24 protein-coding genes are annotated in these 26,371 nt (G+C 72.1%); 10 read left to right on the top strand and 14 right to left on the bottom strand.

Annotation, left to right across the window (positions count from 1 at the left end; genetic code table 11):
* Positions 1–40: 40 nt before the first annotated feature.
* The 13 genes from ACZ56L_RS02515 to ACZ56L_RS02455 form a co-directional block, all read right to left on the bottom strand.
* On the bottom strand, positions 41–2,128 hold the full coding sequence (locus ACZ56L_RS02515) for a GNAT family N-acetyltransferase (RefSeq protein WP_471060700.1): 2,088 nt from the start codon (positions 2,126–2,128) through the stop codon (positions 41–43).
* 41 nt (positions 2,129–2,169) lie between these two features.
* Entirely contained in the window at positions 2,170–2,703 is a 534-nt protein-coding gene (fabZ, locus tag ACZ56L_RS02510; protein WP_345218153.1) for a 3-hydroxyacyl-ACP dehydratase FabZ, read from the bottom strand.
* On the bottom strand, positions 2,700–2,996 hold the full coding sequence (locus ACZ56L_RS02505) for an acyl carrier protein (protein WP_345218151.1): 297 nt from the start codon (positions 2,994–2,996) through the stop codon (positions 2,700–2,702). The genes fabZ and ACZ56L_RS02505 overlap by 4 nt, the downstream gene beginning before the upstream one ends.
* 66 nt (positions 2,997–3,062) lie before the next feature.
* A complete protein-coding gene (gene fabG / locus ACZ56L_RS02500; RefSeq protein ID WP_471060695.1) occupies positions 3,063–3,869 on the bottom strand; it encodes a 3-oxoacyl-ACP reductase FabG in 807 nt (268 codons plus the stop codon).
* On the bottom strand, positions 3,866–4,909 hold the full coding sequence (gene sbnB / locus ACZ56L_RS02495; RefSeq protein ID WP_471060692.1) for a 2,3-diaminopropionate biosynthesis protein SbnB: 1,044 nt from the start codon (positions 4,907–4,909) through the stop codon (positions 3,866–3,868). The genes fabG and sbnB overlap by 4 nt, the downstream gene beginning before the upstream one ends.
* Entirely contained in the window at positions 4,906–6,012 is a 1,107-nt protein-coding gene (gene sbnA / locus ACZ56L_RS02490) for a 2,3-diaminopropionate biosynthesis protein SbnA (protein ID WP_471060689.1), read from the bottom strand. Before sbnA ends, sbnB begins: the two co-directional genes overlap by 4 nt.
* Positions 6,012–8,318 (bottom strand): lantibiotic dehydratase, encoded by a 2,307-nt coding sequence (locus tag ACZ56L_RS02485; RefSeq protein ID WP_471060686.1) that lies wholly within the window; start codon positions 8,316–8,318, stop codon positions 6,012–6,014. Before ACZ56L_RS02485 ends, sbnA begins: the two co-directional genes overlap by 1 nt.
* Positions 8,315–9,493 carry an aminotransferase-like domain-containing protein gene (locus ACZ56L_RS02480; protein WP_345218141.1) on the bottom strand — a complete coding sequence of 393 codons (1,179 nt, stop codon included), beginning with the start codon at positions 9,491–9,493 and terminating at the stop codon, positions 8,315–8,317. Before ACZ56L_RS02480 ends, ACZ56L_RS02485 begins: the two co-directional genes overlap by 4 nt.
* Positions 9,494–9,498: 5 nt before the next feature.
* Positions 9,499–9,753, bottom strand: coding sequence for an acyl carrier protein (locus ACZ56L_RS02475; protein WP_345218140.1), 255 nt, complete (start codon positions 9,751–9,753; stop codon positions 9,499–9,501).
* The gene (locus ACZ56L_RS02470; protein ID WP_471060681.1) at positions 9,734–11,290 is read right to left on the bottom strand and encodes a class I adenylate-forming enzyme family protein; all 1,557 of its coding nucleotides are present in this window, start codon (positions 11,288–11,290) and stop codon (positions 9,734–9,736) included. Before ACZ56L_RS02470 ends, ACZ56L_RS02475 begins: the two co-directional genes overlap by 20 nt.
* Positions 11,277–12,263, bottom strand: coding sequence for an ACP S-malonyltransferase (locus ACZ56L_RS02465; protein ID WP_471060678.1), 987 nt, complete (start codon positions 12,261–12,263; stop codon positions 11,277–11,279). Before ACZ56L_RS02465 ends, ACZ56L_RS02470 begins: the two co-directional genes overlap by 14 nt.
* 130 nt (positions 12,264–12,393) lie before the next feature.
* Positions 12,394–13,215 carry an ABC transporter permease gene (locus ACZ56L_RS02460; RefSeq protein WP_471060675.1) on the bottom strand — a complete coding sequence of 274 codons (822 nt, stop codon included), beginning with the start codon at positions 13,213–13,215 and terminating at the stop codon, positions 12,394–12,396.
* The gene (locus ACZ56L_RS02455; protein ID WP_471060672.1) at positions 13,212–14,156 is read right to left on the bottom strand and encodes an ABC transporter ATP-binding protein; all 945 of its coding nucleotides are present in this window, start codon (positions 14,154–14,156) and stop codon (positions 13,212–13,214) included. The genes ACZ56L_RS02460 and ACZ56L_RS02455 overlap by 4 nt, the downstream gene beginning before the upstream one ends.
* A 451-nt stretch (positions 14,157–14,607) precedes the next feature.
* Between ACZ56L_RS02455 and ACZ56L_RS02450 the strand changes: the two genes are divergently transcribed.
* Together ACZ56L_RS02450 and ACZ56L_RS02445 are read left to right on the top strand one after the other, a co-directional pair.
* The gene (locus ACZ56L_RS02450) at positions 14,608–15,585 is read left to right on the top strand and encodes an ATP-grasp domain-containing protein (RefSeq protein ID WP_471060669.1); all 978 of its coding nucleotides are present in this window, start codon (positions 14,608–14,610) and stop codon (positions 15,583–15,585) included.
* A complete protein-coding gene (locus ACZ56L_RS02445) occupies positions 15,582–16,823 on the top strand; it encodes an MFS transporter (protein ID WP_471060666.1) in 1,242 nt (413 codons plus the stop codon). Before ACZ56L_RS02450 ends, ACZ56L_RS02445 begins: the two co-directional genes overlap by 4 nt.
* Positions 16,824–16,891: 68 nt before the next feature.
* On the opposite strand, the gene ACZ56L_RS02440 is transcribed toward ACZ56L_RS02445, so the two are convergent.
* Positions 16,892–17,902: a LuxR C-terminal-related transcriptional regulator gene (locus ACZ56L_RS02440; RefSeq protein WP_345218127.1), complete on the bottom strand. Its 1,011-nt coding sequence runs from the start codon at positions 17,900–17,902 to the stop codon at positions 16,892–16,894.
* Positions 17,903–18,082: 180 nt separating this feature from the next.
* Between ACZ56L_RS02440 and ACZ56L_RS02435 the strand changes: the two genes are divergently transcribed.
* From ACZ56L_RS02435 to ACZ56L_RS02400, 8 genes are all read left to right on the top strand, one after another.
* A complete protein-coding gene (locus ACZ56L_RS02435) occupies positions 18,083–18,265 on the top strand; it encodes a hypothetical protein (protein ID WP_471060663.1) in 183 nt (60 codons plus the stop codon).
* Positions 18,262–19,092, top strand: coding sequence for an enoyl-CoA hydratase/isomerase family protein (locus ACZ56L_RS02430; RefSeq protein WP_471060660.1), 831 nt, complete (start codon positions 18,262–18,264; stop codon positions 19,090–19,092). Before ACZ56L_RS02435 ends, ACZ56L_RS02430 begins: the two co-directional genes overlap by 4 nt.
* Before the next feature lie 104 nt (positions 19,093–19,196).
* Positions 19,197–20,471, top strand: a complete 1,275-nt coding sequence (locus tag ACZ56L_RS02425; protein WP_471060657.1) for a phenylacetate--CoA ligase family protein — start codon at positions 19,197–19,199, stop codon at positions 20,469–20,471.
* 50 nt (positions 20,472–20,521) lie between these two features.
* Complete coding sequence (locus ACZ56L_RS02420; RefSeq protein WP_401766032.1) at positions 20,522–21,766, top strand: aminotransferase class I/II-fold pyridoxal phosphate-dependent enzyme; 1,245 nt, start codon at positions 20,522–20,524, stop codon at positions 21,764–21,766.
* A 44-nt stretch (positions 21,767–21,810) separates the two neighbouring features.
* Positions 21,811–22,902, top strand: a complete 1,092-nt coding sequence (gene dpgA, locus ACZ56L_RS02415) for a 3,5-dihydroxyphenylacetyl-CoA synthase DpgA (protein ID WP_471061659.1) — start codon at positions 21,811–21,813, stop codon at positions 22,900–22,902.
* A gap of 29 nt (positions 22,903–22,931) precedes the next feature.
* Positions 22,932–23,657: an enoyl-CoA-hydratase DpgB gene (dpgB, locus tag ACZ56L_RS02410; RefSeq protein WP_471060654.1), complete on the top strand. Its 726-nt coding sequence runs from the start codon at positions 22,932–22,934 to the stop codon at positions 23,655–23,657.
* 16 nt (positions 23,658–23,673) lie between these two features.
* The gene (gene dpgC / locus ACZ56L_RS02405; RefSeq protein WP_471060651.1) at positions 23,674–25,056 is read left to right on the top strand and encodes a (3,5-dihydroxyphenyl)acetyl-CoA 1,2-dioxygenase DpgC; all 1,383 of its coding nucleotides are present in this window, start codon (positions 23,674–23,676) and stop codon (positions 25,054–25,056) included.
* Positions 25,053–26,366 carry an aminotransferase-like domain-containing protein gene (locus ACZ56L_RS02400; RefSeq protein WP_471060647.1) on the top strand — a complete coding sequence of 438 codons (1,314 nt, stop codon included), beginning with the start codon at positions 25,053–25,055 and terminating at the stop codon, positions 26,364–26,366. Before dpgC ends, ACZ56L_RS02400 begins: the two co-directional genes overlap by 4 nt.
* Positions 26,367–26,371 lie beyond the last annotated feature (5 nt).

Genomic DNA, 26,371 nt, shown 5'->3' with positions numbered 1-26,371 from the left:
TGAGTTGGGACGAAGGCGAGCCGAGGGAGCGCGCGGCGCTTCAGGTGAGTGGCGCGTCGTGCACGGACAGGTGCCAGTCGGCGTCCGTGCCGGTCGGCGTCGCACAGCCGACGAGGAGTCCCGCCGAGGTGGTGCGGAGGACGAGTTCGGCTGCCCGGGGCGCCCCGGGGGCCGGGCGGCAGTGCAGCCAGCCGCCGTCGGTGAGCCGCAGCGAGAGCGCGTCGGCCCACACCTGGCGGAACTGTGAGGAGTCCCGCTCCCAGCGGGTCCCGGCGGACTCGAAGACCACGGAGGTCCGCTGCGGGGTGTGCGGGGTCAGCCACAGGACGGTGTCCCGCGCCTCGTCCGCACCGGCCCCGCGGCGGTCGCCCGGTTCTCCGCCGGACAGGCCCTGCGGGCGGCCGCGGACGGCGACCCGTACCGGCTCGACCGGGTCCTCGGGTGCGTGGACCTCCCAGCCGGTCCCGTCGGCCGGGGCGTACAGGGCGCGGGGGCCCTTCTCCTCCCAGCCGCCGGACGGTCGCACGCCCCATCCCAGGCCGCCGGCCCGGTCGGCACGTCCGCGTTCGCCGGTCACCCACATCCCGGCCGTCCAGCGCGGGTTGCAGCCGAACACCCGGCTGCGGGGATACGGGCTGCGCAGAACGCGTACCGCCCCTTCCTTCCAGGCAGTGACGCCTCCGGCGGTGACGCGCAGTTCCAGCGTGCGGGGGCCACTCGGGGCACAGGCGGCTCCGGCAGCGGCGGCTGTTCCCGCGGGTCCGGTTTCCGTCGAGGCGGCAGCGTTACGGAACACCGTCCGCAGCCGGGACACCCCGACCGCGCCCGGCACCGCACGCCGCTCCAGCAGCGTGCCGTGGACCAGCCGCAGCGGCGCTTCGGCCGTCAGGCCGACCGTCCAGTGCGCACCGCCCCAGGTGAGCCCGGTGCCCGCAGGGACCTCGTGCCCGGCGGCCACCACCTCCGAGGCGTCCCGCACCCCGAGGTCGGTGCCCAGGGGGTGGCGCTCCCCGGCGGCGTATTCCAGGTACCCCTGCCGCAGGCCCACGTTCTGGAAGATCCGGCCGGGCGTACGGGTGTGGGTGAACGCCTGCTCCAGGACGCCGCCCACGAGGGTGATTTCACCGGTGACCCGGTCCTCGCCGCACCGCTCGACGACCCGCAGACCGGCTTCGCGCGGGGTGATCTCCAGGTCGCGGGGTTCACCCTCGCGCCACCCCGCCTCGCTCCCGGCCCGGCAGGCGGGCCAGGTGGAGACGAACACCGGCCCGTGGTGGCCGTCCGCCCACACCCGGAGCGTGCCGTCCGCGGCGTCGAGTTCGGCGCTGAGCGCGCCTTCCCCGAAGCGGTACGGAGCCGCCGGGACGGCGGTGCGGGCGTACTGCGGGGGCGGGGTGAGCCGCAGCTCCCGAACGCTCCCGCCGGGCCCCGTGAGGGTGGCCGCGCGGACCGCGCCCCGGTCGACGTCCACGCACGCGGCGAGCCGGAAGTCCCCCAGGGAAAGGGTGTGGGCGACGGTGCGCGCCCCGTCCAGCACCGTGATGTCGGTGCGCAGTTCGTCGTCCCGGCCGCCCGCCACGGTGGCGAAGCTGCTCAGGCCGCCCAGGGCCGCCTTCGCCTCGTCACCGAGGTCGGCGAAGACGCTGCGCAGGATCAGCGGGATGTAGTTGTGGAGTTCGACGTTGCCGTCCTCGCCGGGCACGGTGCGGCCCACCGAGACGCAGCCGACCCGGCGGTAGAGCCGGAAGGCGACGGAGTTCGCCGGGTTGACGGTCAGCCGCAGCACCAGGCAGCCGGAGCCCACCATCCATTCGACCGCCTCGGTGAACAGCCGTCCGGTGAGGACGCCGTTGCGGTGGGCCGGGGCGACGAAGAACATGTCGGCGATGAGCTCGCCGGTGCGGGCGGTGCGGCGGCCGGTCGTGTGGAACAGGCCGAAGGTGCCGACCAGTTGGCCGTCCTCGACGGCGACGAGGAACAGCGCGGTGTTGCGTTCGGCGAGCTCCCGCCCGAGTTGGGGGCCGGTGATGCCGCCGGCCACCGGGTTGGGGTTGTCCCGGTGCCGGTTGTAGAGCGCCGCGATGTCGGGCGCGTCGGTGTCCTGGTAGGGACGGATCGTCAGTGACATGACGTATCTCCTTCTCGGTCTCCTCCTTCTTCCGTTCCGTGTCAGCCGGTGCGGCCGGTGCTCACGATCAGCGAGCCGGACGCGGCCCTCTCGCCGTCGACACTCGCCTTCACCTGCACCTGTCGCAGTCCACCGAGCCGTTGGCCGAGCCGGGCCTCCAGGGTGAGCCGGTCGCCGGGGACGACCAGCCGGGAGAACTTCATCGAGCTGATCGACCCGAGGTAGCCGACGCTGTCGGCCGGGTCGCCCTGGACGGGCTCGGTGGACTCCAGGAGCTCGGCGACGTACACGACGGCCACCAGCTGGGCCATCGCCTCGACGATCATCACGCCGGGCATGATCGAGTGGTCGGGGTAGTGGCCCGCGAAGAACGGCTCGTTCACCGAGACGTTCTTGATGCCGCGTCCCGAGACGCCCGGTACGACGTCGTAGGCCCGGTCGATCATCAGCATCGGCCAGCGGTGCGGCAGCATCCGCTTGATGTCGTCCGAGGAGTAGTCGAACTTCCGCACCGCAGGCTTCTGTACCGCGGGCTTCCGCGCCGCGGCGGCCGTGGGGCTGAGGGCGGTCGTCACGCCGCGCTCTCCCGGTCCTCGACGAAGTCGACGAGGGCGTTGATGGAGCCGAACGCCTCGAAGTCGTCGTCGCTGATCAGTACGTCGAACTCGTTGTTGACCATGACGACGATCTCCAGGGTGTCCAGCGAGTCCATCTCCAGGCCCCGGCCGAACAGGGGCTGGTTGTCGGAGACGACGTCCGGCGCGACGTCCAGGCCGAGCCGGTCGATGATCATCGACTTGATCTTGGTGTTCCGCTCCAGGCGCGCCTCGGCGCGGGTACGGACGTCCTCGAAGGTGGCGACAGACACGGGGATACCTCTCTCATTTCATTGGCTTGCTTGACTGACACATCGTCAGGCACTTTGCAGAACAGGTCAGTTGACGGGGATCATGCCGCCGTCGACGGTGAGGACCTTGCCGGTGATGTACGAGGCGGCGGGTCCCGCCAGGAAGGCGGTGGCCTGCGCCACCTCCTGCGCCGTACCCATCCGGCCGAGCGGAATGGCCCGCACGGCCTCCTTCAGGTGCGCCGGGGGAACCTTTCTGGCCATGTCCGTGTCGATGAACCCGGGCGCCACGACATTGACCCGGATGCCGCGCGGGGCGGCCTCCTGCGCCAGGGACTTCGCCAGGGAGATCACGCCGCCCTTGCTGGCCGCGTAGTTGGCCTGCCCGGCGCGGCCCGCGATACCGCTGGTGGAGGCGATCAGGACGATCGACCCGCCGGTCGCGTACATCTGCTTGGTGGCCTCGCGGGCGGTGAGGAAGGCGCCGGTGAGGTTGGTGGAGATCACTTCCTGCCACTTGGCGCTGCTCATCGCGGCGAAGTGGCCGTCGGAGGTCACCCCGGAGTTCAGCACGGCCACGTCCAGCCGCCCCCACTCCGCCCTGATCCGCTTGTACATCGCGGTCACGGCGGCCTCGTCGGACACGTCCGCCCGCACCAGCAGGGCGTGCCGCCCGAGCGCCCGGATCCGCCCCGCGACCTCCTCCGCCTCCTCGGTGCGGGAGCGGTAGTTGAGGGCGACGTCGCAGCCCTGGGCGGCCAGGGCGAGCGCGACGGCCGCGCCGATTCCGCGCGAGGCGCCGGTGACCAGGGCCTTGCTGCCCTCGGGGAAGCGACCGGGCACTCCTGAAGTGGCGGGCGCCGCGCCCGTACCGGCTGCCAGTGCCTCACTCATGCCGTCACCCCCGCGCCCCGGCCCCCGGCCCCCGAGGTGGCCCGATGGTCCCCCGGGTCGAAGCCGTCGGCCTCCGTGCCCAGGCCCGCCCGGTCGGCGGCCCGCAGCACGGCCCGTGCGACCGCGAGGTCCAGCACGCCGAGCCCGAACGGGGAGAAGACGACCGTCTGGCCCGCGGAGGCGGCCGGCGCCTCGCCCCCGAGCACGGCGGCGATCTCCTGGTGAACGAACTCCCGGTGTCCCACCGCCTGTTCGGCGCGGTGCAGCGAGGTCTGCTCGCGGATGGCATGGTCGGCGTCGTCGACCACGTTGTACGCGCCGAGCACGGAGTCGACGCTCAGGTCACGCAGCGACAGGTGCAGGATCACCTGGCCCGCCGGGCGGTCCCGGTGGTCGGCCAGATCGAGCCAGTAACCGGAGTCGGTGGTGGCGACGGACACGACGGGGGCGGCGAGCGCCTCGTCGAGACCACCGGCCCGGAAGGTCAGCCGCGGGTGCTCCGCGGCCAGTTCGGCGGCCAGGTACTGCGCCCGGCCGGGTACGGCGTCCTGGAGGACGACCGTCTCCAGCTCGGGGTGGGTGAGCGCCAGGAAGTCGAGGACGCGCAGGTTGATGGTGCCGCAGCCGACCAGGGACGCGGTGCGCCCCGGCCGGTCGCCGCGCAGCGCCCGGGAGGCGAGCGCGGCGCTCGCCGCGGTCCGCGAGGCGGAGATCCGGCTGCCTTCGAGCAGGGCGACGGGGTAGCCGGTGGCGAGGTCGTTGAGAATCTGCACCGAGGAGGCCCGCTGGAGGCCCTGGGCGACGTTCGCCGGGAACGACGAGATCCACTTGAGCCCCATGACGGGCTCGTCCCCGCCGAGATAGGCGGGCAGCGAGATGATCCGGGACCCGGCGGGCCGGGGAGGCCGCAGGAAGCTGGAGAACGGCAGGTTCGAATCGCCCCTCCCGTGCAGGAGGTAGGCGTCCCGCACGGCGTCGAGTACGAGTGGATCGAGCCCGTCGAGCGCGGCCCGGACGTCGTCGCGGCCGAGGATCCTCATGACTGGTGGCTCCTTTCCGGAGAGGTGGCGTGGGCGGGGGGCGGAGCGGGCGTGTGGAACGACGCGTCGGGAGCGGTGCCGAAGCGGGATGCCACCCAGGCGTCGGAGTAGACGGTGTCGAGGTACCGGTCACCGCCGTCCGGCAGAATCGCCACACACGTCGACCCCGGTTCGATCCAGGAGGCGGCGCCCAGCAGTGCGGCCACCACCGCCCCGGAGGACCCCCCGGCCAGGACGGATTCCTGGGCCAGCAGTCGGCGGCAGCCGCGTACGCAGTCCAGGTCGGTCACCTTCACCACCCGGTCGGCGAGCCCGGGGCGTGCCAGCGGCGGCACCACGGCCGCCCCGTGGCCGGGGATGCTCCGCCGGTGGCCGTGTTCCCACGGCGCGGGCGGGCCGAAGATGACGCTGCCGACCGCGTCCACCGCCACGACCTTCGTCGTCAGGCCGTGCCGCTGGATGTACTCGACGCAGCCGCGCAGCGTTCCAGTGGTTCCGGCCGCCAGGAAGAGGTGGTCGGGGCCGCCGGGCAGCACCTCGCAGATCTCGCGCATCGTGTCGTGGTGCGCGAGCGCGTTGCGCTCGTTGGCGTACTGGTTGGGCCAGTACGCGTCGGGGACGTGTGCCAGCAGGGTGCGGACACGTTCGATGCGGGCCGGGAGGTACTCGCCGGTGGCCGGGTCCCGGTCGACGACCTCCACCCGTGCCCCGTACGCCCGCATCAGCGCGAGGTTCTGGGCGGTGGTGCGGGGATCGACGACGCAGATCAGGGCGAGCCGGTAGAAGTTGCAGAGCTGGGCGAGCGCGATGCCGAGATTTCCCGAGGACGACTCGACGACGGTGGAGACGCCGGGCACCAACTCCCCGGTGGACAGGGCGTGTTCGATCATCGAGCGGGCGGCGCGGTCCTTGATGCTGCCGCCCGGGTTGAACCGTTCGCACTTGCCGTACACCTGGAAGCGGGCGGGCGGGAAGAGCCGGTCGAGGGCGACGAGCGGGGTGCGGCCGATGGTCGCGACGATGTCGGGGGCGGGCGCCCGGGAGCGCGCGGGCCGGTCCGCGCGGACGGCGGCGCCCGTGCCGTCAGGGGCGAGCAGGGTCATCACGGTGTCTTTCTGCTGATCTGGAGCCGCAGCTCGCTGACGTAGCGCCCGCCGTCCGCGTCGGGCAGCCAGGCCCCCTCGGGAGCGGGCAGCGGCTCGCTGACGCCGATGTGGGCACGGGGGTCGAGGCGGCACGTCCGGCGCACGAGGTTGGCGAAGGAGAGCACGACGGTCGGGCTGGTGAAGTCGACCAGCGAGGGTTTGGTCTCCTGCGGAAACTTCACGAACGCCCGCTCGGGCAGCGCGTGTTCGGCCACCCAGCGGCGTACCGCCAGGTAGTCGTCCTCCCGGTCCGGCTTCGCGGGCAGCGGCACGGACCCGGCCGGCAGCCGCCAGGACTCCCGGAAGAGGACCGTCCCGTCGAGCGTGACCCGGGGCGCGTGCGCCCGGTCGAGGCCGATCTTGAACGCGTCGGCCGCGATGATCGAGACCGGCACGGCCAGCAGTTCCGGCAGGCTCCACGCACGCCCGTCGGGGGCGCTCGCGGTGACCTTCCCTCCGGCCTCCGCCAGAGTGAAGGAGACCACGGGGTCGATCCGGGAGCGGTCGTCGTACGGGGCCCTGGTGAAGCCGATCAGGCGGTCGCCCGCGCCGATCGGGGCGGGCACCATGCGCCCGCTGTTGCGCTTCCACTCGACGGGCAGCAGCGGCACCAGGCGGGGCGCGCCGACGGCCGCGTTGACCTTGTCGCGCAGCGACTGCCCGTCGTCCGTCGTCCAGTCCAGGAAGGGCAGGTCGCAGGTGGCCAGGCAGGCGTGCAGCTCGCCGAGGACCACCGTGTACTCCCCGGCGTCGAAGGCCTCCACGGAGTCCGCGACGACCTGGAGGTCGGGACTGTGCACGGCCAGGTGCGCAGAGCCGACGGGCCCGGTGGCGAAGACCTCACGGGCCCGCCCGGCGAGCCGGGCGGTCGTCAGGTCCAGCCGCCGGGGCAACGGGGCCACCGGATCGACGTCCAGCAACTCCCGCCACTTGGCGGCCAGTTCCCGGGTCGCCTGCTGTACGGGGGTGGCGTTCTCGCCCCAGAACAGGCCCAGCACCCTGGTCCAGACGTCGGCGAGGGTCACCGCGCGTCCACCCGGTGTGCGGATCTCGCGCACGAAGGCCGCGACCTCCGCCTCCACCAGTGCGGCCAGCCGGTTGCCGAACCAGTCCGCCGCGTCCGCCACCAGCGACAGCGGGCGGGCGATCCGGTCGAGGAAGTCGCCGCCCAGCGCGATGCGGCAGTCCCGCAGCGCGTCCTGGTAGACGAGGGTGCGTCCGGCGTAGGCCTTGCCCTCCTCCCGGGAGGCGTCGAGTCCGGTCGCCCGGACGAAGTACGCGTCCAGGGCGTCCAGCGCGGCGACGAGCCGCCCGGAGTCGGGGGCGGTGTGCACGGCGTCCCGCAGGGCGTCCAGTTCGGCGAGCGTGGTCTCGAAGCGGGACCGCAGTTCCGCGTCGCCCACCGCCGCGATCCGGCGCCGCAGCACCGCTTCCGCCCGTACGTCGACGGGGATGTTGGCGTCCCAGGACAGCACCCGCTGCTTGACCAGCCTGGCCAGGGTCCTCTCGACCCGCGCCCGCGCGCCCGCCGCCTCCCACCCGTCCCGTTCGACGAGTGCGTCGGTGACGGCCTGGGCGCTGCGGTCGCCGTCGGCGTACGCCAGCACCCGAACGTCGTCCGGACGCAGGGTGAGGGTGCGTCCGCCGGGCAGCACCAGCCGGTCGCCGTCGAGGTGCACGTCGGGGCGCAGCACCGGCGGGAACCACCAGCGTGCGCCGGGCAGCGCCGCCATGGTGTCGGCCAGCGCGGCCACCGCCCATCGTTCGAAGGAGGTGCGGCTGCGGTGGGTGAGGCCGGGTCCTGGCTGGAAGTCCAGGGCGCGCCTCTCGCTGCCGACCTCGATCCAGGCGGCGGGGCCGAAGAAGCCGATCGTCTCGGCCTTGGCGCAGTAGCGCAGCCAGTACATGGCCAGGGTGCGTTCGCGCTGCTTGCGCTTGGAGTCCTTGCCGGTGCCCGCCGCGAGTGCGTCGAGGACGCGGTGGACGGTGCGGTTCTGCCAGGCGATGGCGGTGCGCAGCCGCTCGTCGCGGGCGAGTGCCGCAAGCTTGGCGGACTCCGCGGCGGCGTCGGCCCGGTAGGCCTCGCCGAACGCGGCCCGCGCGTCGGGGCTGTCGGGGAGGGGCTCGGCGGCACGGGCGGCGTTCGGCCCGCCGAGCAGTTCCAGGCCGGCGACCGGGAATCCGGCGCTGCGCAGCAGCCCGCGCCCCCATACCTGCCAGTCCCCGCCGTCCAGCGGGTACGCGGGCCCGAACGGGGCGGTCATCCGCTCGTCCCGTCCCGGAAGGCCGCCGCCAGGCGTGCCACGCCTTCGGCGATCCGTTCCTTGGGCGCGTTGCTGAAGCACAGCCGCAGCGCGTCCGCGTGTTCCCCGTCGATGCCGAAGTGGCTGCCGGGGACGAAGGAGACGCCGTGGGCGGCGGCCGGTGCGGCGAAGCGCGCGGTGTCAGCGCCGTCGCGGTGGCGCAGCCACAGGTAGAAGCCGCCGCAGGGCCGCTCCCAATGCCAGTCGCCGCCCCGGCCGAGCGCGCTCTCCAACGCGTCGGACATCAGGTCGCGGCGCTCCCGGTAGGCGGCCCGGTAGCCGTCGATCAGGCCCGTCCAGCCGGTCCTGGCGTGGAACGTGGCCAGTGCGGCCTGGGCCAGCGGGGACGGTGAGAGGGTCATGACCTCGGTGGTGCGGCGCAAAGCGTCCGCGAGGTGTTCGGGGGCAGCGATCCAGCCGCAGCGCAGCCCGGGGGCGAACACCTTGGAGAAGGTGCCCAGGTAGACGACCCGTTCGGGGTCGAGGCCCTGGAGGGTGGGGGTGGTCCGGCCGTCGAAGCCGAGCAGCCCGTAGGGGTTGTCCTCGATGATCAGCAGCCCGAGTTCCTGGGCGACTTCCATGAGCCGGACCCGGCGCTCGGCGGAGAGGGTGGCGCCGGTCGGGTTCTGGAAGGTGGGGTTGCAGTACAGCAGCCGGGTGGTGCGGCCCTCGGCCGTCAGGCGCAGCACGGTGTCGCGCAGCCCCTCGGGGTCGAGTCCGTGGGCGTCCTCGGGGACGGCGCGCAGGGTCAGGCCCGCGGTGCGGAAGGCGGCCGCGGCGCCCGGGTAGGCGGGGGTCTGGCACAGGACGGTCTCGCCGGGCTCCGCCAGGGAGAGGCCGACGGCGAGCAGCCCCATCTGGGAGCCGCCGGTGGGCACCAGGTTCCGTGCGGTGGTCCGGCCGCCCTCGCGGGCCATCAGGTCGGTGATCGCGGGGACGAGGGAGGTGGCGACGTGCGGGGTGCTGTACTGGAGGGCCACCCGGCCGCCGACGCGGACCAGCCGGGAGAGCTGGGCGGAGATCTCCTCCAGCGGCAGCAGGTCCAGGTCGGGCAGGCCGCCCGCGAAGGAGATCACGTCGTCGGCCCGCTCGAAGAGCTGGGGCATCTCGGCCGTCGGCCGGGGGTCGGTCCACATGGCGGTCAGTTCCCCGTCCCGACGCGTGGAGTGGCGGCCGCTCGGTCCTCGGCGGCCTCGCGCAGCGCGGCGGACGAGGCGAGGGCGAGCCGGGTGAGGGTGTCGGGGTCGAACTCGATGCCGTATGCCTCCTCCACGGCCATCACCAGGGCGATGGTGTGGAGCGAGTCCACGCCGAGGTCGACGAGCGGGGCCGTCGGGTCGGTGACCGTGACCGAGCAGGTCCGCTCGACGAGCCGGTCAAACTCTTGCTGCTGCATGGAGGGTCCTCGTCGTGTGGGTGGCCGGACGGCCCGTCGGCGGTGCGGCGGGCTGCGGGTGGGCAGCGGCCGAGGCCTGTTCGAGCGCGTCGGCATGCCGTTCCGTGGCGGCCCGGTCGGGCTTGCCGTTGGCGGTCAGGGGCAGGGAGGGGAGCGGGACGATGCGGTCGGGCAGCCGGGCCGCATCGAGGTTGCGGGCCAGCAGTTCGCGCACCTCGTGCGGGGCGAGCGCGGTGCACACGGCCAGCCGCAGCGGGGCGCCCTCGTGGGCGGGGCGCAGGGCGACCGCGGCACTCACGCCGGGTATGCGCTCGGCGGCGTCCTCGATCTCGGTGAGCCCGATCCGGGTGCCGAGGCGCTTGATCATGTCGTCGTCGCGGCCCGCGAAGTAGAGCAGCCCTTCGGCGTCCAGGTGGCCCTGGTCACCGGTGTGCAGTTCGAGGGAGCCATCGGGGCGGCGCACGAACCGCCGCTGGTCCTCCAGGGGCACACCCCAGTAGCCGGCCATCACGGTGGCGCCGTGCACGACGATCTCACCGCGCTGCCCGGCGGGCAGGGTGCGCCCCTGCGCGTCGACGACGCGCACCGTGTCGCCGGGGACGGCCGGGCCGACGGAGTCGGGGCGCTCCTCGTACCGTGCGGGGTCGAGGATCGAGATGCGTTTGCACTCGGTCATGCCGTACATCGAGGCGAACGACGATCCGGGGAAGGCCGCGAGGAGTTCGGCGGTGACCGAACGCCCGGGACGGGCACCGGTGTTGGTGAACAGCCGCACCTTGGCGGGATACCGCTTCCGGCGCTGGAGGAGGGTGAGCAGCTGGGCGAGCGAGGGGACGAGCGGGACGACGGTGACACCGTGGTCCGCGATCACCTTCAACAGGCCGTGGTCCTCGGCCCGTTCGGCCAGGACGAGGGTGCTGCCGGTGCGGGCGCACAGCAGGGCCTGGTAGAGGCCGTAGTCGAAGGAGAGCGGGAGCCGGCAGAGCACCACGTCGTCGGGGCGGTAGCCGAGACGGGCGTTGACCGCCTCGACGGCCGCGGCCGTCTGCCGGTGCGGGCACACCACGCCCTTGGGGCGACCGGTGGTGCCGGAGGTGTAGATGAGGGTGGCGATGTCGTCCTCATCGAGGTGCGCGGTGAAGTCGTCGGGGTCGGTGTCCCGGATCTCCCGGCGGGCCCGGTCGACGTCCACGGTGCGTCCCGCGCCGTCGCCCGCGCCGGGCGGGCAGACGGCCAGGGCCGCGGTGCAGTCGGCGACGATGTGGGCGATCTGCGGCACGGTCAGGCCCGGGTGGACGGGGACCAGTACGGCGCCGGTGCGGAAGGCCGCGTGCAGCAGGGTGACGAAGGTACGGTCGTTGCCGCCCGCGTACACCACCCGCTGTCCTGCGGTGACGCCCTGCGCGCGGAGCCAGCCGACGGCACGGTCGGCGGCGGTCCCGAGTCCGGCGTAGCTGAGGCTGCCGTCGGAGTCGATCACCGCCGGGTGGGCGGGGCGCTCGGCGCGGGCGCGGTCGAGGAGTTCATGCAGAGGCATGGGCCGGCTCCTGCGTGCGTACGGGGACGGGCTGAGCGGGAAGGGGCCGTACGGGAGCGGGCGGTACGGAATCGAGCCGGGTCCGGAGCTCGGCCAGGTCCCTGGGGGCCTGGACCGGGAGGACGGCGAGGCCCGGGAGCTGGCGGCGCAGGATGGCGGTCAGCGTGCGGGCGGGCGGCAGCGAGACCACCAGCGCGGGGGCGAGAGCGCCCAGGGTTTCCAGGCACAGGTCCCAGCGGACCGGGCGGGTCACCTGGCCGACCAGCCGGTCACGGATCTCGTCGGCGCGGGTCACCAGGGCGCCGTCGGCGTTGGAGATCAGCGCGCCGCGCGGGGTGCGGAAGGCGGTGGCGGCGAACGCGTCGGCAACGGTGCGCCGCGCGGACTCCATGTGGGCGGTGTGGAAGGCCCCGGCGACCGGCAGCGGCTTGACGGCGGCACCGGGCGGCGGTGCGGTGACGAGCCGCCGCAGGTCGCACACCGGGCCACCGGCCACGATCTGGCCGGGCCCGTTGAACGTCGCGGCGCTCAGGCCGAGTTCGGCGAGCCGGTCCAGCACCTGGTCCTTCTCGCCACCGACCACGGCCGCCAGCCCGGTGGGGGCTTCGGCGCAGGCCGCGGCCATGGCCCGGCCCCGTACCGCTGCCAGCCGGATCGCGTCGGCCGGGTCCAGGGCTCCGGCGACGGCGGCGGCCGCCAGCTCGCCGACGGAGTGACCGGCCGCCACCGGGCGCCCGGCCCTCGCCCCGGCCAGCGCGGTGTGGGCGAGCAGGGCGTGGGCCACCAGCAGGGGCTGGGTGTTCTCTGTGCGGGCGATCTCGGCCGCGGAGGCCCGGGTGCCCAGGTGGGCGAGGTCGACGTCGGCCGCCTGCGACCAGTCCCGTACGCGTGCGGCGTGCTCGGGGTCGCGCAGCCAGGCGGCCAGCATGCCGGGGGTTTGGGAGCCTTGCCCCGGCGCAATGAATGCGAACATGTGTTCTACCTCCTTCGGGTGAGGTGCCCACCGTCCGGCCGGGGGCCGACGGGAGTTGCGGATACGGGGGTACGGGATGCGGGGTTGCGCGGGCGGGACCGCGGGCCCCCCGGCGGGGCCGGAGTGCGGCCTACAGACGTCCGGTGCTCTTGCGGAAGCGGCGTACCGCCATGAAGGAGAAGGCGGCGAACCACGCGGCGACGTTGACGACCGCGCCGGTCAGCGAGGAGTGCGTGCCTTCGAAGGAGTAGCCCTCGGTGAGCGCGTAACGGGCCAGTGTGGCGACTCCGTACATCGGGGAGTACCGGGAGACCTCCAGCATGATCCCTTCGAGCGGGATGAACAGGTTGCCGAGGAAGGCCAGCGCGGTCATCGTCAGACCCGGCATGTGCATCACGACCTCGGGCTTCATGGCCAGGCCCAGCGCGATGCCGAGAGCCGCGAAGACGGCGGCCCCGAGCCAGGCGACCAGCAGCGAGGACACCCACACGCCGGTGTCGGCCCGGGCCCCGGTCAACGCTCCGAGCCCGCCGACGACGACCACGGGCACGGCCGCCATCACCACCGAGCTCACCACCTTGACCAGCAGATAACCGGGCGGAGTGAGCGGGCTGAGCGCGATGGTGCGCATCCACCCCGCCGACTTCTCCACGGAGATGGTGGCCGCCGAGCTGATGGCGGCCATCGCGGCGCCGTAGACGGCGATGCCGGTCATCATCCAGGCCGCGAAGTTGCCGTGCGGCAGGGTCGCACCGGTCGGGGCGGTGCGGAAGAGGGCCAGATAGAGCACTGCCGGGAGCAGCAGCGTGAAGACCGTGGTCTGCCGGTTGAAGCGGCGGGCCAGCTCGTGGCGGAGGAAGACCGGGTTCACCCCGGCGAACGGCGAGGTGCGGGTACGGCCCGCCCCGGCGGCCCGGCCGGCCCGTTCGGAGCGGTCGGTGGTGGCGGTCATCGCGACCCCTCCTGGGTGGTGAGGGCCATGAAGGCCTCTTCGAGGCTGCGCGGAGCGACTTCGATCTCGGTGGCCGAGGTGCGCTCCAGGAGCACCCTGAGCAGAGCGTCGGAGTCGGCGCAGTCGAAGTAGTGGCGGTCCCCGCGCGGTGCGCAGGAGCGGACCTGGGGGTGGGCGGCGACGGCGGCGGCCTCCTGCGGGGCGATCCGCGCGGAGACGGTACGTCCGCTGAGGGAGGCCCGCAGCGCGGACGCCGACCCGTCGGCGACGACGTTCCCCCGGTCGACCAGGACCACCCGGTCGGCGAACTGGTCCGCCTCCTCCATGTAGTGGGTGGCGAACATGACGGTCATGCCGCGTGCGGCGTCCTCGCGGACGGCGGCCCAGAAGTTCCGCCGCGCGACGACGTCCATGCCCGCCGTGGGCTCGTCCAGGACCAGGAAGTCGGGGTCGCTGAGCAGCGCGAGGGCGAACCGCAGCCGCTGCTGCTCGCCGCCCGAGCACTCGGCGACCCGGCGGTCGCGCAGTGCGGTGACGCCCGCCCTGGCCATCACCTGCTCGATGTCGGCGCCGGGGTGCAGGGAACCCAGCATCCGGACCGTGGCCGCGACGGTCAGGTCGGGCAGCAGTCCCCCGGTTTGCAGGACGGCGGCCACCCTTCCCGCCCGTACCGCCTGCTGGGGCGGGAGGCCGAAGAGCTCCACCGTGCCGGAGTCGGGGCGGGACAGCCCCAGCAGCATGTCGATCGTGGTGGTCTTGCCCGCGCCGTTGGGGCCGAGGAACGCCACCACTTCGCCGCGCCCGACCCGTAGGTCCAGCCCGTTCACGGCGGTGAATTCCTCGCCCTTGGCGCTGGTGTACCGCTTGACCACCTTGCTGAGCACGGCGGCATCCGGAGACGTCACCTCCTTCTCCACCGGACTCTGGGGGGTGTGCAGCATCGAAATTCCTTATCAGGAGTGAGGGGCCCGGTCCGGACAGGTCCGGACCGGCGAGAACCACTCTCCCGCCCGCCGCCATCCGCGCCCTATCGCGTCACTACCCTCACTCCACTGCACCAGGACGCCCGCCACCAGCAGGGCGAAGCCCGCGCGACCCCGAAGAACGCGCGGGCCGCGCCCAGGCGGTCCCAGCGGCACTCGAAGGCGACCGCGCCGCGATGCCCGATCTGCGGCCCCGGTACCGCCCACCGGTCCCCCCGGTCCGGGGCTGCGAGCACTCGGCCTCCCGCCGGGCCCCCTGTCGTATCGGCGCCAGGCAGGAACCCGAGGCTGCCGGATCGAGGCGAACCGATCGTGCTCCTGCAAGAGTTGCGGTGTTCGAGGCCGCGCCCGCACCGGGCGCCATGTTGATGACCGGCCTGACAAAGGCTTTTCATGGGGGAATGAGATCGTGGCGACTAAACACGTGGTGACCTGGATCTGCCATCCGGACGACTTCCTTCCGGAGTACGTGGAGAAGATCACGGCACGGATGGAGGAGCGCTGGGCCGAGCCGTGCGCGAAGCACGGTTTCTCCTTCCGCTTCATCTCCGCCAACGAGCTGGTGCCCACCTGCGGCGACCGGCCCCGGCTGTGGCACAACGGCGTGGACCTGCTGGAGACGCGCCAGGCGTACATCGTCGACGACGTCAGCGGCGACCCGCAGGCCACGCACTTCCTGCGGGGCGTCTACCGCGCCATCGACGCGAGCGATTCGGTGTTGCTCAACCGCTCCCTCGTCGGCTCCGAGAGCCTGGAGCGCGACAAGCTCGCCATCCTGGCGCGGGCGTCCGTACTGGGCATCAGGACGCCGAAAACGGTGGCCCTGCCCTTCGGCCGCTACGCGAGGAGGGGTCTGGACGTCGTCCGCGAGGAGATAGGCGAGGGTCCGTACATCCTCAAGGCGCGCGAGATGGGCACCGGCGTCGGAGTGCTGAAGCTGGACGGCTTCGCGCAACTCCGTGCGGCCGTCGACATCGTCTCGCAGACCGGCCAGAACTACATCGTGCAGGAGTACCTGCCCAACCGGGGCGACCTGCGGGTCGCGATGGTGGAGGGCAAGTTCGTCGCGAGCATGCTGCGCACTCCGGCCGAGGGTTCCTACCTCGCCAACGTCGCCCAGGGTGCCACCGCCACTGCCAACCCGGATGTGACCGCGGTCATCAGCGACGTCGAGCGGATCGTCGCGGACCTTCAGGCCGACTATCTCTGCGTGGACTGGCTGCTCACCGAGAACGGCCCGGTACTCGGGGAATGGGGAACGGCCATGGCCGAGTTCTCCACCCTCCCCGAGCCCGCCCGGTCCCAGCTCGCCGACGCCTTCTTCGCCTGGGTCGACCGGCTGCTCTCCGAAGGCGGGGCCGTCACCGCCGCCGATGAGGCCCGGTGAGCGTGGAGCCCACCGGGGTGACGGAGAGCGCCAGGCCGGCGACGGGGCACCCGCCCGCGGTCGCCGCGGGGCTGGGGTTCACCCTGCTGTCCAACGCCGGCCTGGCCATGGTGCTCACCCTGCTGCCCGTGGCGGTGCTGCACGGCGGCCGGATCGACCCGACCGTCTTTTCGTTCGCGCTGTCGGTCCATGTCGGTTCCGCGCTGGTGGGTGCGGTGTGCACCCCGCTGGTGTTCGGCCGGCTCCACCCCGCCTGGACGCTGACGATCGCGTCCGCGTTGAAGGCGGCCGGCTTTGCCGCCGTCGTGGTCACTACGGCGGATCCCGCTCTCTTCCTCTTCGCCGTGCTGGCCGGTCTCGGGGTGGGCGTGTCCCGCCCCGCGGTGCGGTCGCTCCTGACGGGCGCGGCGGGTGAGCGCCGGCGCAGCCAGGTGTTCCAGGTGTTCTTCATCTTCCTGAACGTGGCCTACGTGCTGGCACCCGTCGCGGCCGGACCGGTGGGCCGGGTCGGGGTCCCCGCCCTGGTGGTCCTCGTGGCGGTCGAACTCGCTGTCGGCGTGACGGTGGGTCTGCTGGGCCGCGGCCTCCTCTTCGAGGCGCCCGCCCGCGGCACGCGCGGCTTCGGGGCGAGTCTCACCATGCTGAAGAACCGCGCCGTGGCCGTCGTGCTGGCCTATACCTTCGCGATCTACTTCGCGATGGGGTTCCTGTACGCGATGGTCCTGCTCTACGAGGTGGTCAATCCGGCGCAGGCCGAGCACCGCACCCTGTTCCTCAGCTATCAGCCGCTGGCCATCATCGCCATCCAGCTGGCCCTGCTCCCCTTCTTCGCGCGACTGCCACGGGGCGCGCTCTACATGACCGTGGCCGTCGCGGGCGGCGTCGGGCTGGTGCTGTCGTTCACCAGCGGGCTGGTCGTGATCCTCGCCGGACTCACCCTCTTCGCGGTCGCGGAGTGCCTGGCCTTCCCCAAGATCCAGGTGGAGGCCGCGGACACCGTTCCCCCGGGCCAGCTGACCCAAGTCTTCGCCCTCGTGAGCGTGGTGACCGCGGTGGGCGAGATCATCGGCAACATGACGGCAGGTCTCCTCGTCGGCGGCGCCGCCTCCGGGCTGCCCGCGCCCGCCCACTCCGGGATGGCCGTCGGCCTGCTCGTGGGCCTCGTGCTCCTGGCCGCCGGCATCGGCGTCACCCGCTGTGTGGCCCCGGACCGCCCGCCCGGCATCCCGCAACACTGAACTCGGAACCGGTACGCGGCAACTGACGGCTCGGCAGACGGTTCCGCCGGGACCCGGTCGACGAGGGCTCACCGCGGGTCATCGATGACCTTGCTGAGCAGGTAGCCCGCGTGCAGCCGGTTGCGCGCTCCGAGCCGCGCCATGACGTCGGAGATGTGACGCTGGCAGGTCCGCAGGGACATGCCCAGCCGGCGGGCGATCACCTTGTCCTCCACTCCCTCGACCAGCAACTGGGAGATGGCGAGTTTGATCTCCTCGGAGGTGCTCATCACCTGGTTCTGGTCGTAGGAGACCGGGAAGGGGCTGGCCGCGGGCCAGACCCGCTCGAAGGCCTGGACGACGAAGTCCACGATGCTCCGGTCGCTGACGATCACCGCGCCCTGCGGATTGCCGTGCAGTGGCAGCACCGCGGTTTCCCGGTCGAAGACGATCAGCCGCATGAAGGCGTCACTGAGCGTCCGGACCTGGGCTCCGAGAGCGACGACGTGCTTGACGTAGGCCCTGGTGGCCGGGTTGTACTGCGCGGTGTGCTGGTAGACGGTCCGCATGGTGACGCCGCGCCCGAGCACCAACTCGGTGCGCTGGAGAGCCTCTTCGAGTACCTCGGCGGGGCGCGGGCCCCCGGGCTGGGAGGTCAGGATCTCCTGGCCGGCGTCCGCCGACAGGCCGTTCAGCGCGCTGCGCACGGAATCGATTTCCGGCAGGACCTCGATCTCGGGACGACGGAACCGTTTCGCGGGGCTCTGTTCGTAGAGCTCGGCGAGGGAGTCCAGCTGCTCCATCATGTCCATGATGTGCTGCTGCCTCTCCGTCAACTCCCGTACGGCCGGGGCGATGAGCTGGGCGCCGAAGATGCGTGGGGAGCTGGCGGTGTAGCCGCCACCGGCGGTGGGCCACAGGAGATGGCGGTCGCACAGTGATCGCATCAGCGCCTCCGCTTCCGCCAGGTCCGAACCGATGCCGGCCGCGACCTCTGCCGAGGTGACCTTTTCCCTTTCACACGCGTACTCGTACGCCCGCAGGGCGCTGCCGTTCAGGAGGAGTGGTGAAACGCTACCAGGGGTGCCCGGTATGTCCATTTGAAATCCTTTTGGGAAATAAAGCGCGAGCGGTCAGCCCGTTCGGCTGGCCATCATATCCGCGCCTGGCGGTGATGCGACGTGCTGAAGCCCTGGTTGTGGGGGGCAACACAATGGCAAGGTGAGGCCCGCCGATAAATCACGACTTACGGAAATGGAAATACAGTGTCGAGTTCCGCCATGAGACTCTCCGCCGCAGCCGGACTCGCTTTTGCTGCGGCCCTTTTCACTCTCGCCGCACCCGCCGCACCCGCCGCCTCCGCCGCGCCGGTCACCGCCCCGGCCGGCGGCGAGCCGGACGTCACCCGCTCCGTGTCGGTCGTGCCCGAGGCGCGTCCGGACGATCTGGGGTGGGGCCGGTGATCGAAGGCAGGTTCGGTGAGTCGATCGTCGTCCGCAGGCCGGGACAGGGACGGATCGCGGAGCTGGTGCTGGACCGGCCGCACGCGATGAACGCGGTCTCCATGGAGTTCGGCGCGTCACTGGCCGCCGCCACCACCGCCCTCGCGGGCGACCGGTCCGTCGGCGTCACGGTGATCACCTCCACGGCCGAGCGGGCTTTCTGTGTGGGCGCCGACCTCAAGGAACGCCGGAGTTACACCGAGTCGGACCGGGCCCGGGCCCGCCCCGTCAGCAGGGCTGCGTACGCCGGCGTGCTGGCGCTGCCGATGCCCGTGATCGCCGCGGTGCACGGTTACGCACTGGGCGGCGGCTACGAGCTGGCGCTCTCCTGCGACGTGATCGTCGCCGATCCCGGCGCGGTCATCGGTCTCCCCGAGACCGCCGTCGGCGTCATTCCGGGCGGCGGGGGGACCCAGCTGCTGCCGCGGCGAGTGGGTGCGGCACGCGCCGCCGACCTGATCTTCAGCGGACGCCGGGTCCCCGCGGTGGAGGCGCTCGAACTGGGTCTCGTGGACACCCTCTCCCCCGCGGGCGAAGTACGTGCCTCGGCCCTGGAAATCGCCCGCACCTACGCGGCGAACTCTCCGGTGGCGCTGCGGGCGGCCAAGCGCGCCCTGCGGCTCGGACACGGCGGGGACCTCGCGACCGGCCTGGAGATCGAGGACGCGGGCTGGTATGCCGTGGCCTTCTCCGCCGATTGGGTCGAAGGGGTCGAAGCGTTCAACGAGAAGCGGCAGCCGAAATGGCCCGGTTACCGCGAGACGGAATCCGTAACGGAACACCGATGAAAGCTGGAAGAAAATTGCTGCGGGAATCCGAATCATTCGCAGAGCTGCGGAGGAAGACACTCGGTGAAGCCTCCCGGATTCACCTGGCAGCCGATCTCCAGGCGTTGAGCAGAAGGCAACTGGAAGAAATCCAGCAGAACAATCTGGCGCGAACCGTAGAGGCCCTCGGAAAGAATCCCGCCGCAGCCGCCGGATGGCCGGGGGCGCTCGACATCCGGGTGCCCCGCGATCTGGCCAGGATGCCGCTCTTCTCACCGGTGGACCTGCAGAGCACCTGCCCGCCCAGCACGGAGGACCTGGTCCTGGGCGACGGCGGTTCCGGGCTGGCTCTACGCTCCAGCGGTACCTCCGGGCGGCGCAAGGTCCTCTACCACTCCTGGGAGTTCACCGAGAGGGTCGCCTTCCTCGGGGCCCGCGGCGTGGTCAGCGCCCTGGGGACGATCCCCCGCCGCGTGGCCAACTTCCTCTACCCGGCAGAGCTCAACGGCGCGTTCAGCTTCGCCCAGGACGTGACGCGGCTGCTCGACGCCATGTCCTTCCCCATGGGCAGCAGCGCCCTGGCCTCCCGGGAGACCCCCGAAGTGCTGCGCGACCACGCGGTGGACACCGTCATCTGTTCGCCCTCCGCCGGCCTCAAGCTGCTCACCGAGGACACCGCCGGTGCGCTGGCCGCCGTACGCAACTTCCTCTACATCGGGGAGATCCTCGGGGAGAGCCGGGAGCGGCAACTGGCCGAGGCCCGCCCGGAGCTGCGGGTGCGGTCGCTCTCGTACTCGACCAGTGAGACCGGTCCCATCGGCTACCAATGCGCCTACCAGACCGGCTCGACCCACCATCTGCACGAGGACGCCCTGGTCGTCGAGGTCATCGACACGGCCGCCGAGCGCATCCAGCCCGACGGCCGGGTCGGCGAGGTCGTCGTCACCACGCTGACCGACTCCGGGATGCCGCTGTTGCGCTACCAGGTGGGCGACGAGGGGTACATCGAAACCGGCCCCTGCCTGTGCGGCAGCGCCGCCCGCCGCCTGACCCTCGTCGGCCGGGTCCGCCAGTCCGTCAATGTGGACAGCACCACCATTTCCCAGGAACTGGTGATGGACCGGCTCTCCGTACTGGGCATCACCGACCCGGCGGACTGCCAGTTCCAGGTGCGGACGCACGAGACGGGCTTCTCGATCCGGCTGCTCGTCTCCGACCGGACCCCCTCCGGACTGACGGCCGATGACGCCGTCGCCGCGCTGCGCGGCGCCTACCACATGCAACGGGTCTTCACGGCTCCCTCCTACCGGGGGTTGACGGTGGAGCGGGTCGACAGCTCGCGATTCCACCACACGGACCGCGGAAAGGTGCCGTTCTTCCATGAGGAGCACGCCGGCTGACGGAGTTTCCGTTTCCAACCTCCACACATCCTCATTCAGGAGACGCTTCGATGCCTCAAACCACAGAACCCCCCAACTGGGTCGCTGCCCGTGTCAGCAAGACGTCGGACGCGTTGTCCCGGGCCATCGCGCATGACCTGACGGGCCATGTCTTCACCGCGAGGGAAGGCAAGGAGGTGACGCTGAGCAACGGCAGCCGCGCCATCGAGTTCATCTCCTGCTCCTACCTCGGACTGGACACCCACCCCGCCCTGGTGGAGGCCGCGGCCCGCACCGTGCGTCAGGTCGGCGTCCAGTTCTCCTCCTCCCGGACCCGTATGCGGTTCGAGGACCTGGAGGTCCTGGAGCACTTGCTCGGCACCGTCTACGGGGGCCGCCACGTCACCTGCTTCACCTCAGTCGGCAGCGTCCACCTCGGGGTGCTGCCCCTGCTGGGCACCGGCGTACTGCCCGGCTACCCCGTCTCCCCGGGCGGCGTCGCCTTCTTCGTGGAGCGCACCGCCCACGCGTCGATCCAGGTCCTGCGCGGCGTGCTCGAACAGATAGGCACCGTGGCCCGGTTCGACTTCGAGGACCCGGACGGCCTCGCCGACGCCATGGCCGGGGCACACGCCGCCGGACGCACGCCGATCGTGCTGGTGGACGGTGTCGGCTCCATGGGCGGTCTGATCAACGTCCGCCAGCTGTCCGAGCTGTGCGCGGCCGTCGACGGATACCTCTACGTGGACGACGCCCACGGCGTGTCGATCACCGGCCCGCGCGGCGCCGGCTTCGCGTACGAGGAGTTCGGCGGTGCCGACGGCGACCTGCCGGAGTCCGTCATCGTGGTCGGATCCCTCGCGAAGGCCTTCGGCTGCAGCAATGGCGGCTTCGTCGTGCTGAACACCGAGCAGGACACGGTCAAGCTGCGCAAGTTCGGCAACCCGCTGATCTTCGGCGGTCCGATCGCCCTGCCCGTGATCAGCGCCTGCCGGGCGTCCGCCGAGCTGCACCTCGACGGCACCGTGGCGCGGCTCCAGGAAGACCTGTGGCGCAACACGGAACTCTTCGACTCCCTCACCGGCAACGCCCTCTTCAACGCCGGCACCCGGTCGCCGATCCGCGGTGCGCTCTTCTCCACGGAAGAGGACGCGCTCAGCACCGCCGCGCGTCTCCGCAAGGCCGGAGTCATCGTCACACCGGCGTTCTTCCCGACCGTGGCGAAGGGGAGCGGCCTGATCCGGATGGCCGTCTCCGCCTCCCACACCACCGAGCAGATCCAGCTCGCCACCAGCGAAATGAGGGACGTGGCATGACGATGTCCGCCATGGGGGGCCTGCCCGTCACCGGACAGGAGCGGATGACAACGGCGAACTCCGGTCCGAGGCCGACGATCGTCGGATTCGGCACCGCCACACCCGTCAACTCGTACAGCCAGCGCGAGATGCTGGACCTCTTCGCCATCGAGGACCCCAAGGTCCGATCGGTCTTCCTCAACAGCGCCATCGAACGCCGCTACCTCGTCCTGCCGCCCGAACTCCCGGACGGAACGCGCGCGACGGAAACGCAGGGTGGACTCCTCGCCAAACACAAGGCGCACGGGATACGTATCGGCGCGCAGGCCCTGGAGACCGCGCTCAAACGGTCCGGCTTCGCCCTGTCCGACATCGGCTACCTCGGCTGCGTCTCCACCACCGGCCTGCTGACGCCCGGCTTCTCCGCCCTGCTGATCAAGGAACTGGGGCTGCCCACCTCCACCAGCCGGCTCGACGTCGTGGGCATGGGCTGCAACGCCGGTCTCAACGCGCTGAACGCCGTGGCGAGCTGGTCCATGGCCAACCCCGGCCGCCTCGCCGTCATGGTGTGCGCCGAGGTCTGCTCGGCCGCCTACGTCTTCGACGGCACCATGCGCACCGCCGTGGTGAACAGCCTCTTCGGCGACGGCGCCGCCGCCGTCGCGATGGTCACCGGCCCGTCGCAGGAGGAATCCGCCGAGGACAGCCCCCGGCCGGCCGGCACCGTGCTGAAGTTCGCGAGCCGCATCATTCCCGACGCGGTGGATGCCATGCGGTACGACTGGGACGACGAGCAGGGAAAGTTCAGCTTCTACCTCGACCGCGACGTCCCGTACGTCGTCGGCGCGCACGCCGAGGGCGTCGTCGACCGCCTCCTCGACGGCACCGGCCTCCGCCGCGGCGACATAGACCACTGGCTCGTGCACTCGGGCGGCAAGAAGGTCATCGACTCGGTGAAGGTCAACCTCGGCCTGTCGCCGCACGCGGTGCGCCACACCACCGGTGTGCTGCGCGACTACGGAAACCTCTCCAGCGGCTCCTTCCTCTTCTCCTACGAGCGGCTGATGGAGGAAGGCCGAGTGCGCCGGGGCGACTACGGCGTGCTGATGACGATGGGGCCCGGCTCCACGATCGAGACGGCGCTCGTCCAGTGGTGACAACCAACCCGACCGAAGGAAGTACGACTGTGCCCACCACTCCCCTCGCCCACAGCCTCACCGACGAGGCCGCCGCCGTCCTGACGGTCGGCGGGAACGAGCGACTCACACCCGAACTCGTGTCCCGTGTCGCGTCCGCGGTCACACGGGCCGAGAGCGCCGACGGCGGAGTCGTCCTGCTGCTCCTGGGCGGCGACAGTGCCCCGACCGCGCAGGACCCGGCCGACTTCGCGCCCTCCGGCACCGGTATCCACCTCGTCAACACCTGGGAACGCGTCCTGCGACGGCTGGAGAACGCCGGCCGTCCCACACTCGCCGTCGTCGAGGGCGCCTGCACGGGCCCCGCGCTCGAAGTGCTCCTCATCGCCGACTACCGGCTCGCCGCCCCCGACGCGCGGCTGAGGCTCGCGGGCTCCGAGGACGGGGCCTGGCCGGGCACGGCGGTGCACCGGCTGGCCAACCAGATCGGTACGGCCCGGGCCCGCCGCCTGCTCCTGCTGCGGCCCTGGCTGAGCGCCGCCGAGGCCGCGGCCTACGACCTGGTGGACGAGACCGTCGGAAGCGCGCGGGAGGCCCGTGAGCGCGCCGCCGCCCTCGTGGCAGAACTGTCCGCGCTGCCCGGCCAGGAGTGGTCGATCCGGCGCCGCCTGCTGTTCGACTCCGGCCTCAGCTACGAGGAGGCACTCGGTGCCCACCTCGCCGCATGCGACCGAAGCCTGCGACGGCAGCAGCCGCTGCCCGCCACCCGTCCGTGACCTCCGGGGGAATCCTGTGCTGACCAACGAATCCCGTCCCACCCCCGCCGCCGGTCCACTGCCGGAAGGAGCCTTCGCCGAGGCCGCCGCGGCACTCGCCGCCGACATCCGTGAACGCGAGGCCCCGCTGGCCGGGCTGCCGCCCCGGACCGGCCGCTCGGCCGAACAGCAGCAGCAGGCAGCCCGGATCCACGAGGCGTGCCGGTCCCTGCGGGCGGGCTTCCTGCGCGCCCACGCGGAGGACGTCTACGACCACCTGACCGCCGGACGGACCCTGCGGCTCGGCCTCGCGGAGCTCGCGGCGGCAGCGGCACAGGCCTTTCCCGGCCTCGTCCCCACCACCGGGCAGCTCGCGCAGGAACTGAGCCACGTCCAGGAGGACAAGGAAGGCCGGGAGATCGACCAGGGCATCCTCTTCCGGGAGATCCTGCGGCTGCCCGGAGCCGGGGGGCACCTGGTGGACGTCCTGCGCGACCCCACCGCCGAGGCACTGGCGCTGCTGGACGGCTTCCGCGCGACGGGACGCGTGGACCTCGGCAAGGTCACGCTGGAGCGCCGCGGCGCGGGCGGACACGTCACGTTCCACAACGAGTCCTGTCTCAACGCCGAGGACAACGAACTGATCGCCCAGCTGGAGGTCGCCGTCGACCTCGTCCTGCTGGACGACGGAATCAAGGTCGGTGTCCTGCGCGGCGCGCCGATGACGCACCCCCGCTACCGGGGACGCCGGGTCTTCAGCGCCGGCATCAACCTCGCCGATCTGCACCACGGCCGGATCTCCTTCGTCGGATTCCTGCTCCAACGCGAACTGGGCTACATCAGCAAGATGCTCCGCGGCCTGTCCACCCGCGGGCGGGGGGACGCCTACCCGGCGCACGGCATCGAGAAGCCGTGGGCCGCCGCGGTGGACGGCTTCGCCATCGGCGGCGGGACCCAGCTCCTGCTCGTCATGGACAAGGTCATCGCCGCCGCGGACTCCTACCTCAGCCTTCCGGCCGCCCAGGAAGGCATCGTCCCCGGCGCCGCGAACTTCCGCCTCGGCCGCCTGGCCGGCGCCCGGGTCGCCCGCCAGATCGTCCTGGGCGGGCGCAAGATCTGGGCCGGCGACCCGCAGGCGGGACTGCTGATCGACGAGGTCGTGGACCCGAAGGCGATGGATCGCGCCGTGGAGGACGCGGTGGAGGAACTCGCCGCGCCCGCGGTACTGGCCAACCGGCGGATGCTGCACTTGTCCGAGGAGCCGGAGGACGCGTTCCGCGCCTATATGGCCGAGTTCTCGCTGGCCCAGGCGCTGCGGTTGTACGGGGACGACGTACTGGACAAGGTCGGCAAGTTCTCGGCCAGGTCCGGCGCCGCGGCGAACGGGGCCGCGCCCGCACCCGCACAGGCGCAGGCATGAGGCCGGTGACCGGGAGAGTGCTGGAACGCGAGTCTCTGCACGCCTGCCTCGACTCGCCCGTCATGGGGTCGATCACCTTCCTCAACGAGGTGATGGGCCGCTTCCCGGACGCCGTCTCGTTCGCGCCCGGCGCCCCGCACACCGCCTTCTTCGACGAGATCGACATCCCGCGCCACCTCGCCCGGTACCGCCGCTACCTCGAAGAGGAGCGCGGCCTGGCCTCCGCGCAGGTGGACCGGCTGCTCTACCAGTACGGCCCCAGCCGCGGACTGATCAACGAGCTGGTGGCGCAGGCCCTGAAGGCCGACCAGGGCATCGACGTCCCCGAGGAGTCGATCGTCGTCACGGTGGGCTGCCAGGAGGCGATCCTGCTGGTCCTGCGCGCGCTCTTCACCTCTCCCCGGGACGTGCTGGCCGTGGTCAACCCCTGCTTCGTCGGCCTCTCCGGGGCGGCGAACCTGCTGGGCATCGACACGGTCGCGGTGGACGACACCGAAGAGGGCCTGGACTTCGCCCAGTTGGACGAGGTGTGCCGCCGGGCACGCGAAAGCGGCTCCCGGATCCGGGCCATGTATGTGGCGCCGGACTTCTCCAACCCGTCGGGCAGCTGCCTCAGCCTGGAGGCACGCCACCGGCTGCTCGCGGTGGCCGAGCGGGAGGACCTGCTGCTGCTGGAGGACAACGCGTACGCCTTCACCACCACGGACGCGGCAGCCCTGCCACCGCTGAAGGCGCTGCCCGGCGGCGAGCGGGTCGTGCACCTGGGCACCTTCGCCAAAACGTGCATGCCCGGTGCCCGGGTCGGCTACGTGGTCGCCGACCAGCCGGTCCGGCAGGTCTCCGGCGGCACCGGCATGCTCGCCGACGAACTCGCCACCGTCAAAAGCATGGTGACGGTCAACACCTCGCCGATCTCCCAGGCCGTCATCGGCGGCATCCTGCTGGAGCACCAGGGGTCGGTGGCCAAGGCGGCCCGCGCCAAGGGCGAGCTCTACCAGCGGAACCTGCGGATTCTGCTGGACGCCCTCGACCGCCACCTCGGGGCGGGTACCGGCGCCCCGGCCGGAGTGTCCTGGAACCGGCCCGACGGAGGGTTCTTCGTACGCCTGCACCTCACCGTGCCGGCCGACGAACCGTTGCTCCAGCGCTCGGCCCAGGAGTTCGGTGTGCTCTGGACCCCCATGTCCCCCTTCTACATCGGGTCCGGCGGCGACCACCAGCTCAGGCTCGCCTGCAGCTATCTCGACCCGGAGCAGATCGAGGAGGGAGTCCGCCGCCTGGCTCGTTTTCTGCGCGCTGTCTGCCCCTGAGCAGC

This window comes from Streptomyces sp. NPDC039736, assembly GCF_055596485.1.
The sequence above is the reverse complement of the archived record's forward strand: the minus strand, read 5'-3'. Positions and strand labels throughout refer to the sequence as shown.

Coding starts and splice junctions, on each gene's coding strand:
- ACZ56L_RS02465 (WP_471060678.1), bottom strand. CDS start 12,263: ATGTTCGCATTCATTGCGCCGGGGCAAGGCTCCCAAACCCCCGGCATG.
- fabG (WP_471060695.1), bottom strand. CDS start 3,869: ATGAGTGAGGCACTGGCAGCCGGTACGGGCGCGGCGCCCGCCACTTCA.
- ACZ56L_RS02485 (WP_471060686.1), bottom strand. CDS start 8,318: ATGACCGCCCCGTTCGGGCCCGCGTACCCGCTGGACGGCGGGGACTGG.
- ACZ56L_RS02460 (WP_471060675.1), bottom strand. CDS start 13,215: ATGACCGCCACCACCGACCGCTCCGAACGGGCCGGCCGGGCCGCCGGG.
- ACZ56L_RS02435 (WP_471060663.1), top strand. CDS start 18,083: ATGAGACTCTCCGCCGCAGCCGGACTCGCTTTTGCTGCGGCCCTTTTC.
- ACZ56L_RS02420 (WP_401766032.1), top strand. CDS start 20,522: ATGCCTCAAACCACAGAACCCCCCAACTGGGTCGCTGCCCGTGTCAGC.
- ACZ56L_RS02470 (WP_471060681.1), bottom strand. CDS start 11,290: ATGCCTCTGCATGAACTCCTCGACCGCGCCCGCGCCGAGCGCCCCGCC.
- ACZ56L_RS02480 (WP_345218141.1), bottom strand. CDS start 9,493: ATGTGGACCGACCCCCGGCCGACGGCCGAGATGCCCCAGCTCTTCGAG.
- ACZ56L_RS02400 (WP_471060647.1), top strand. CDS start 25,053: ATGAGGCCGGTGACCGGGAGAGTGCTGGAACGCGAGTCTCTGCACGCC.
- ACZ56L_RS02515 (WP_471060700.1), bottom strand. CDS start 2,128: ATGTCACTGACGATCCGTCCCTACCAGGACACCGACGCGCCCGACATC.
- ACZ56L_RS02475 (WP_345218140.1), bottom strand. CDS start 9,753: ATGCAGCAGCAAGAGTTTGACCGGCTCGTCGAGCGGACCTGCTCGGTC.
- sbnB (WP_471060692.1), bottom strand. CDS start 4,909: ATGAGGATCCTCGGCCGCGACGACGTCCGGGCCGCGCTCGACGGGCTC.
- dpgA (WP_471061659.1), top strand. CDS start 21,811: ATGACAACGGCGAACTCCGGTCCGAGGCCGACGATCGTCGGATTCGGC.
- sbnA (WP_471060689.1), bottom strand. CDS start 6,012: ATGACCCTGCTCGCCCCTGACGGCACGGGCGCCGCCGTCCGCGCGGAC.
- ACZ56L_RS02440 (WP_345218127.1), bottom strand. CDS start 17,902: ATGGACATACCGGGCACCCCTGGTAGCGTTTCACCACTCCTCCTGAAC.
- ACZ56L_RS02455 (WP_471060672.1), bottom strand. CDS start 14,156: ATGCTGCACACCCCCCAGAGTCCGGTGGAGAAGGAGGTGACGTCTCCG.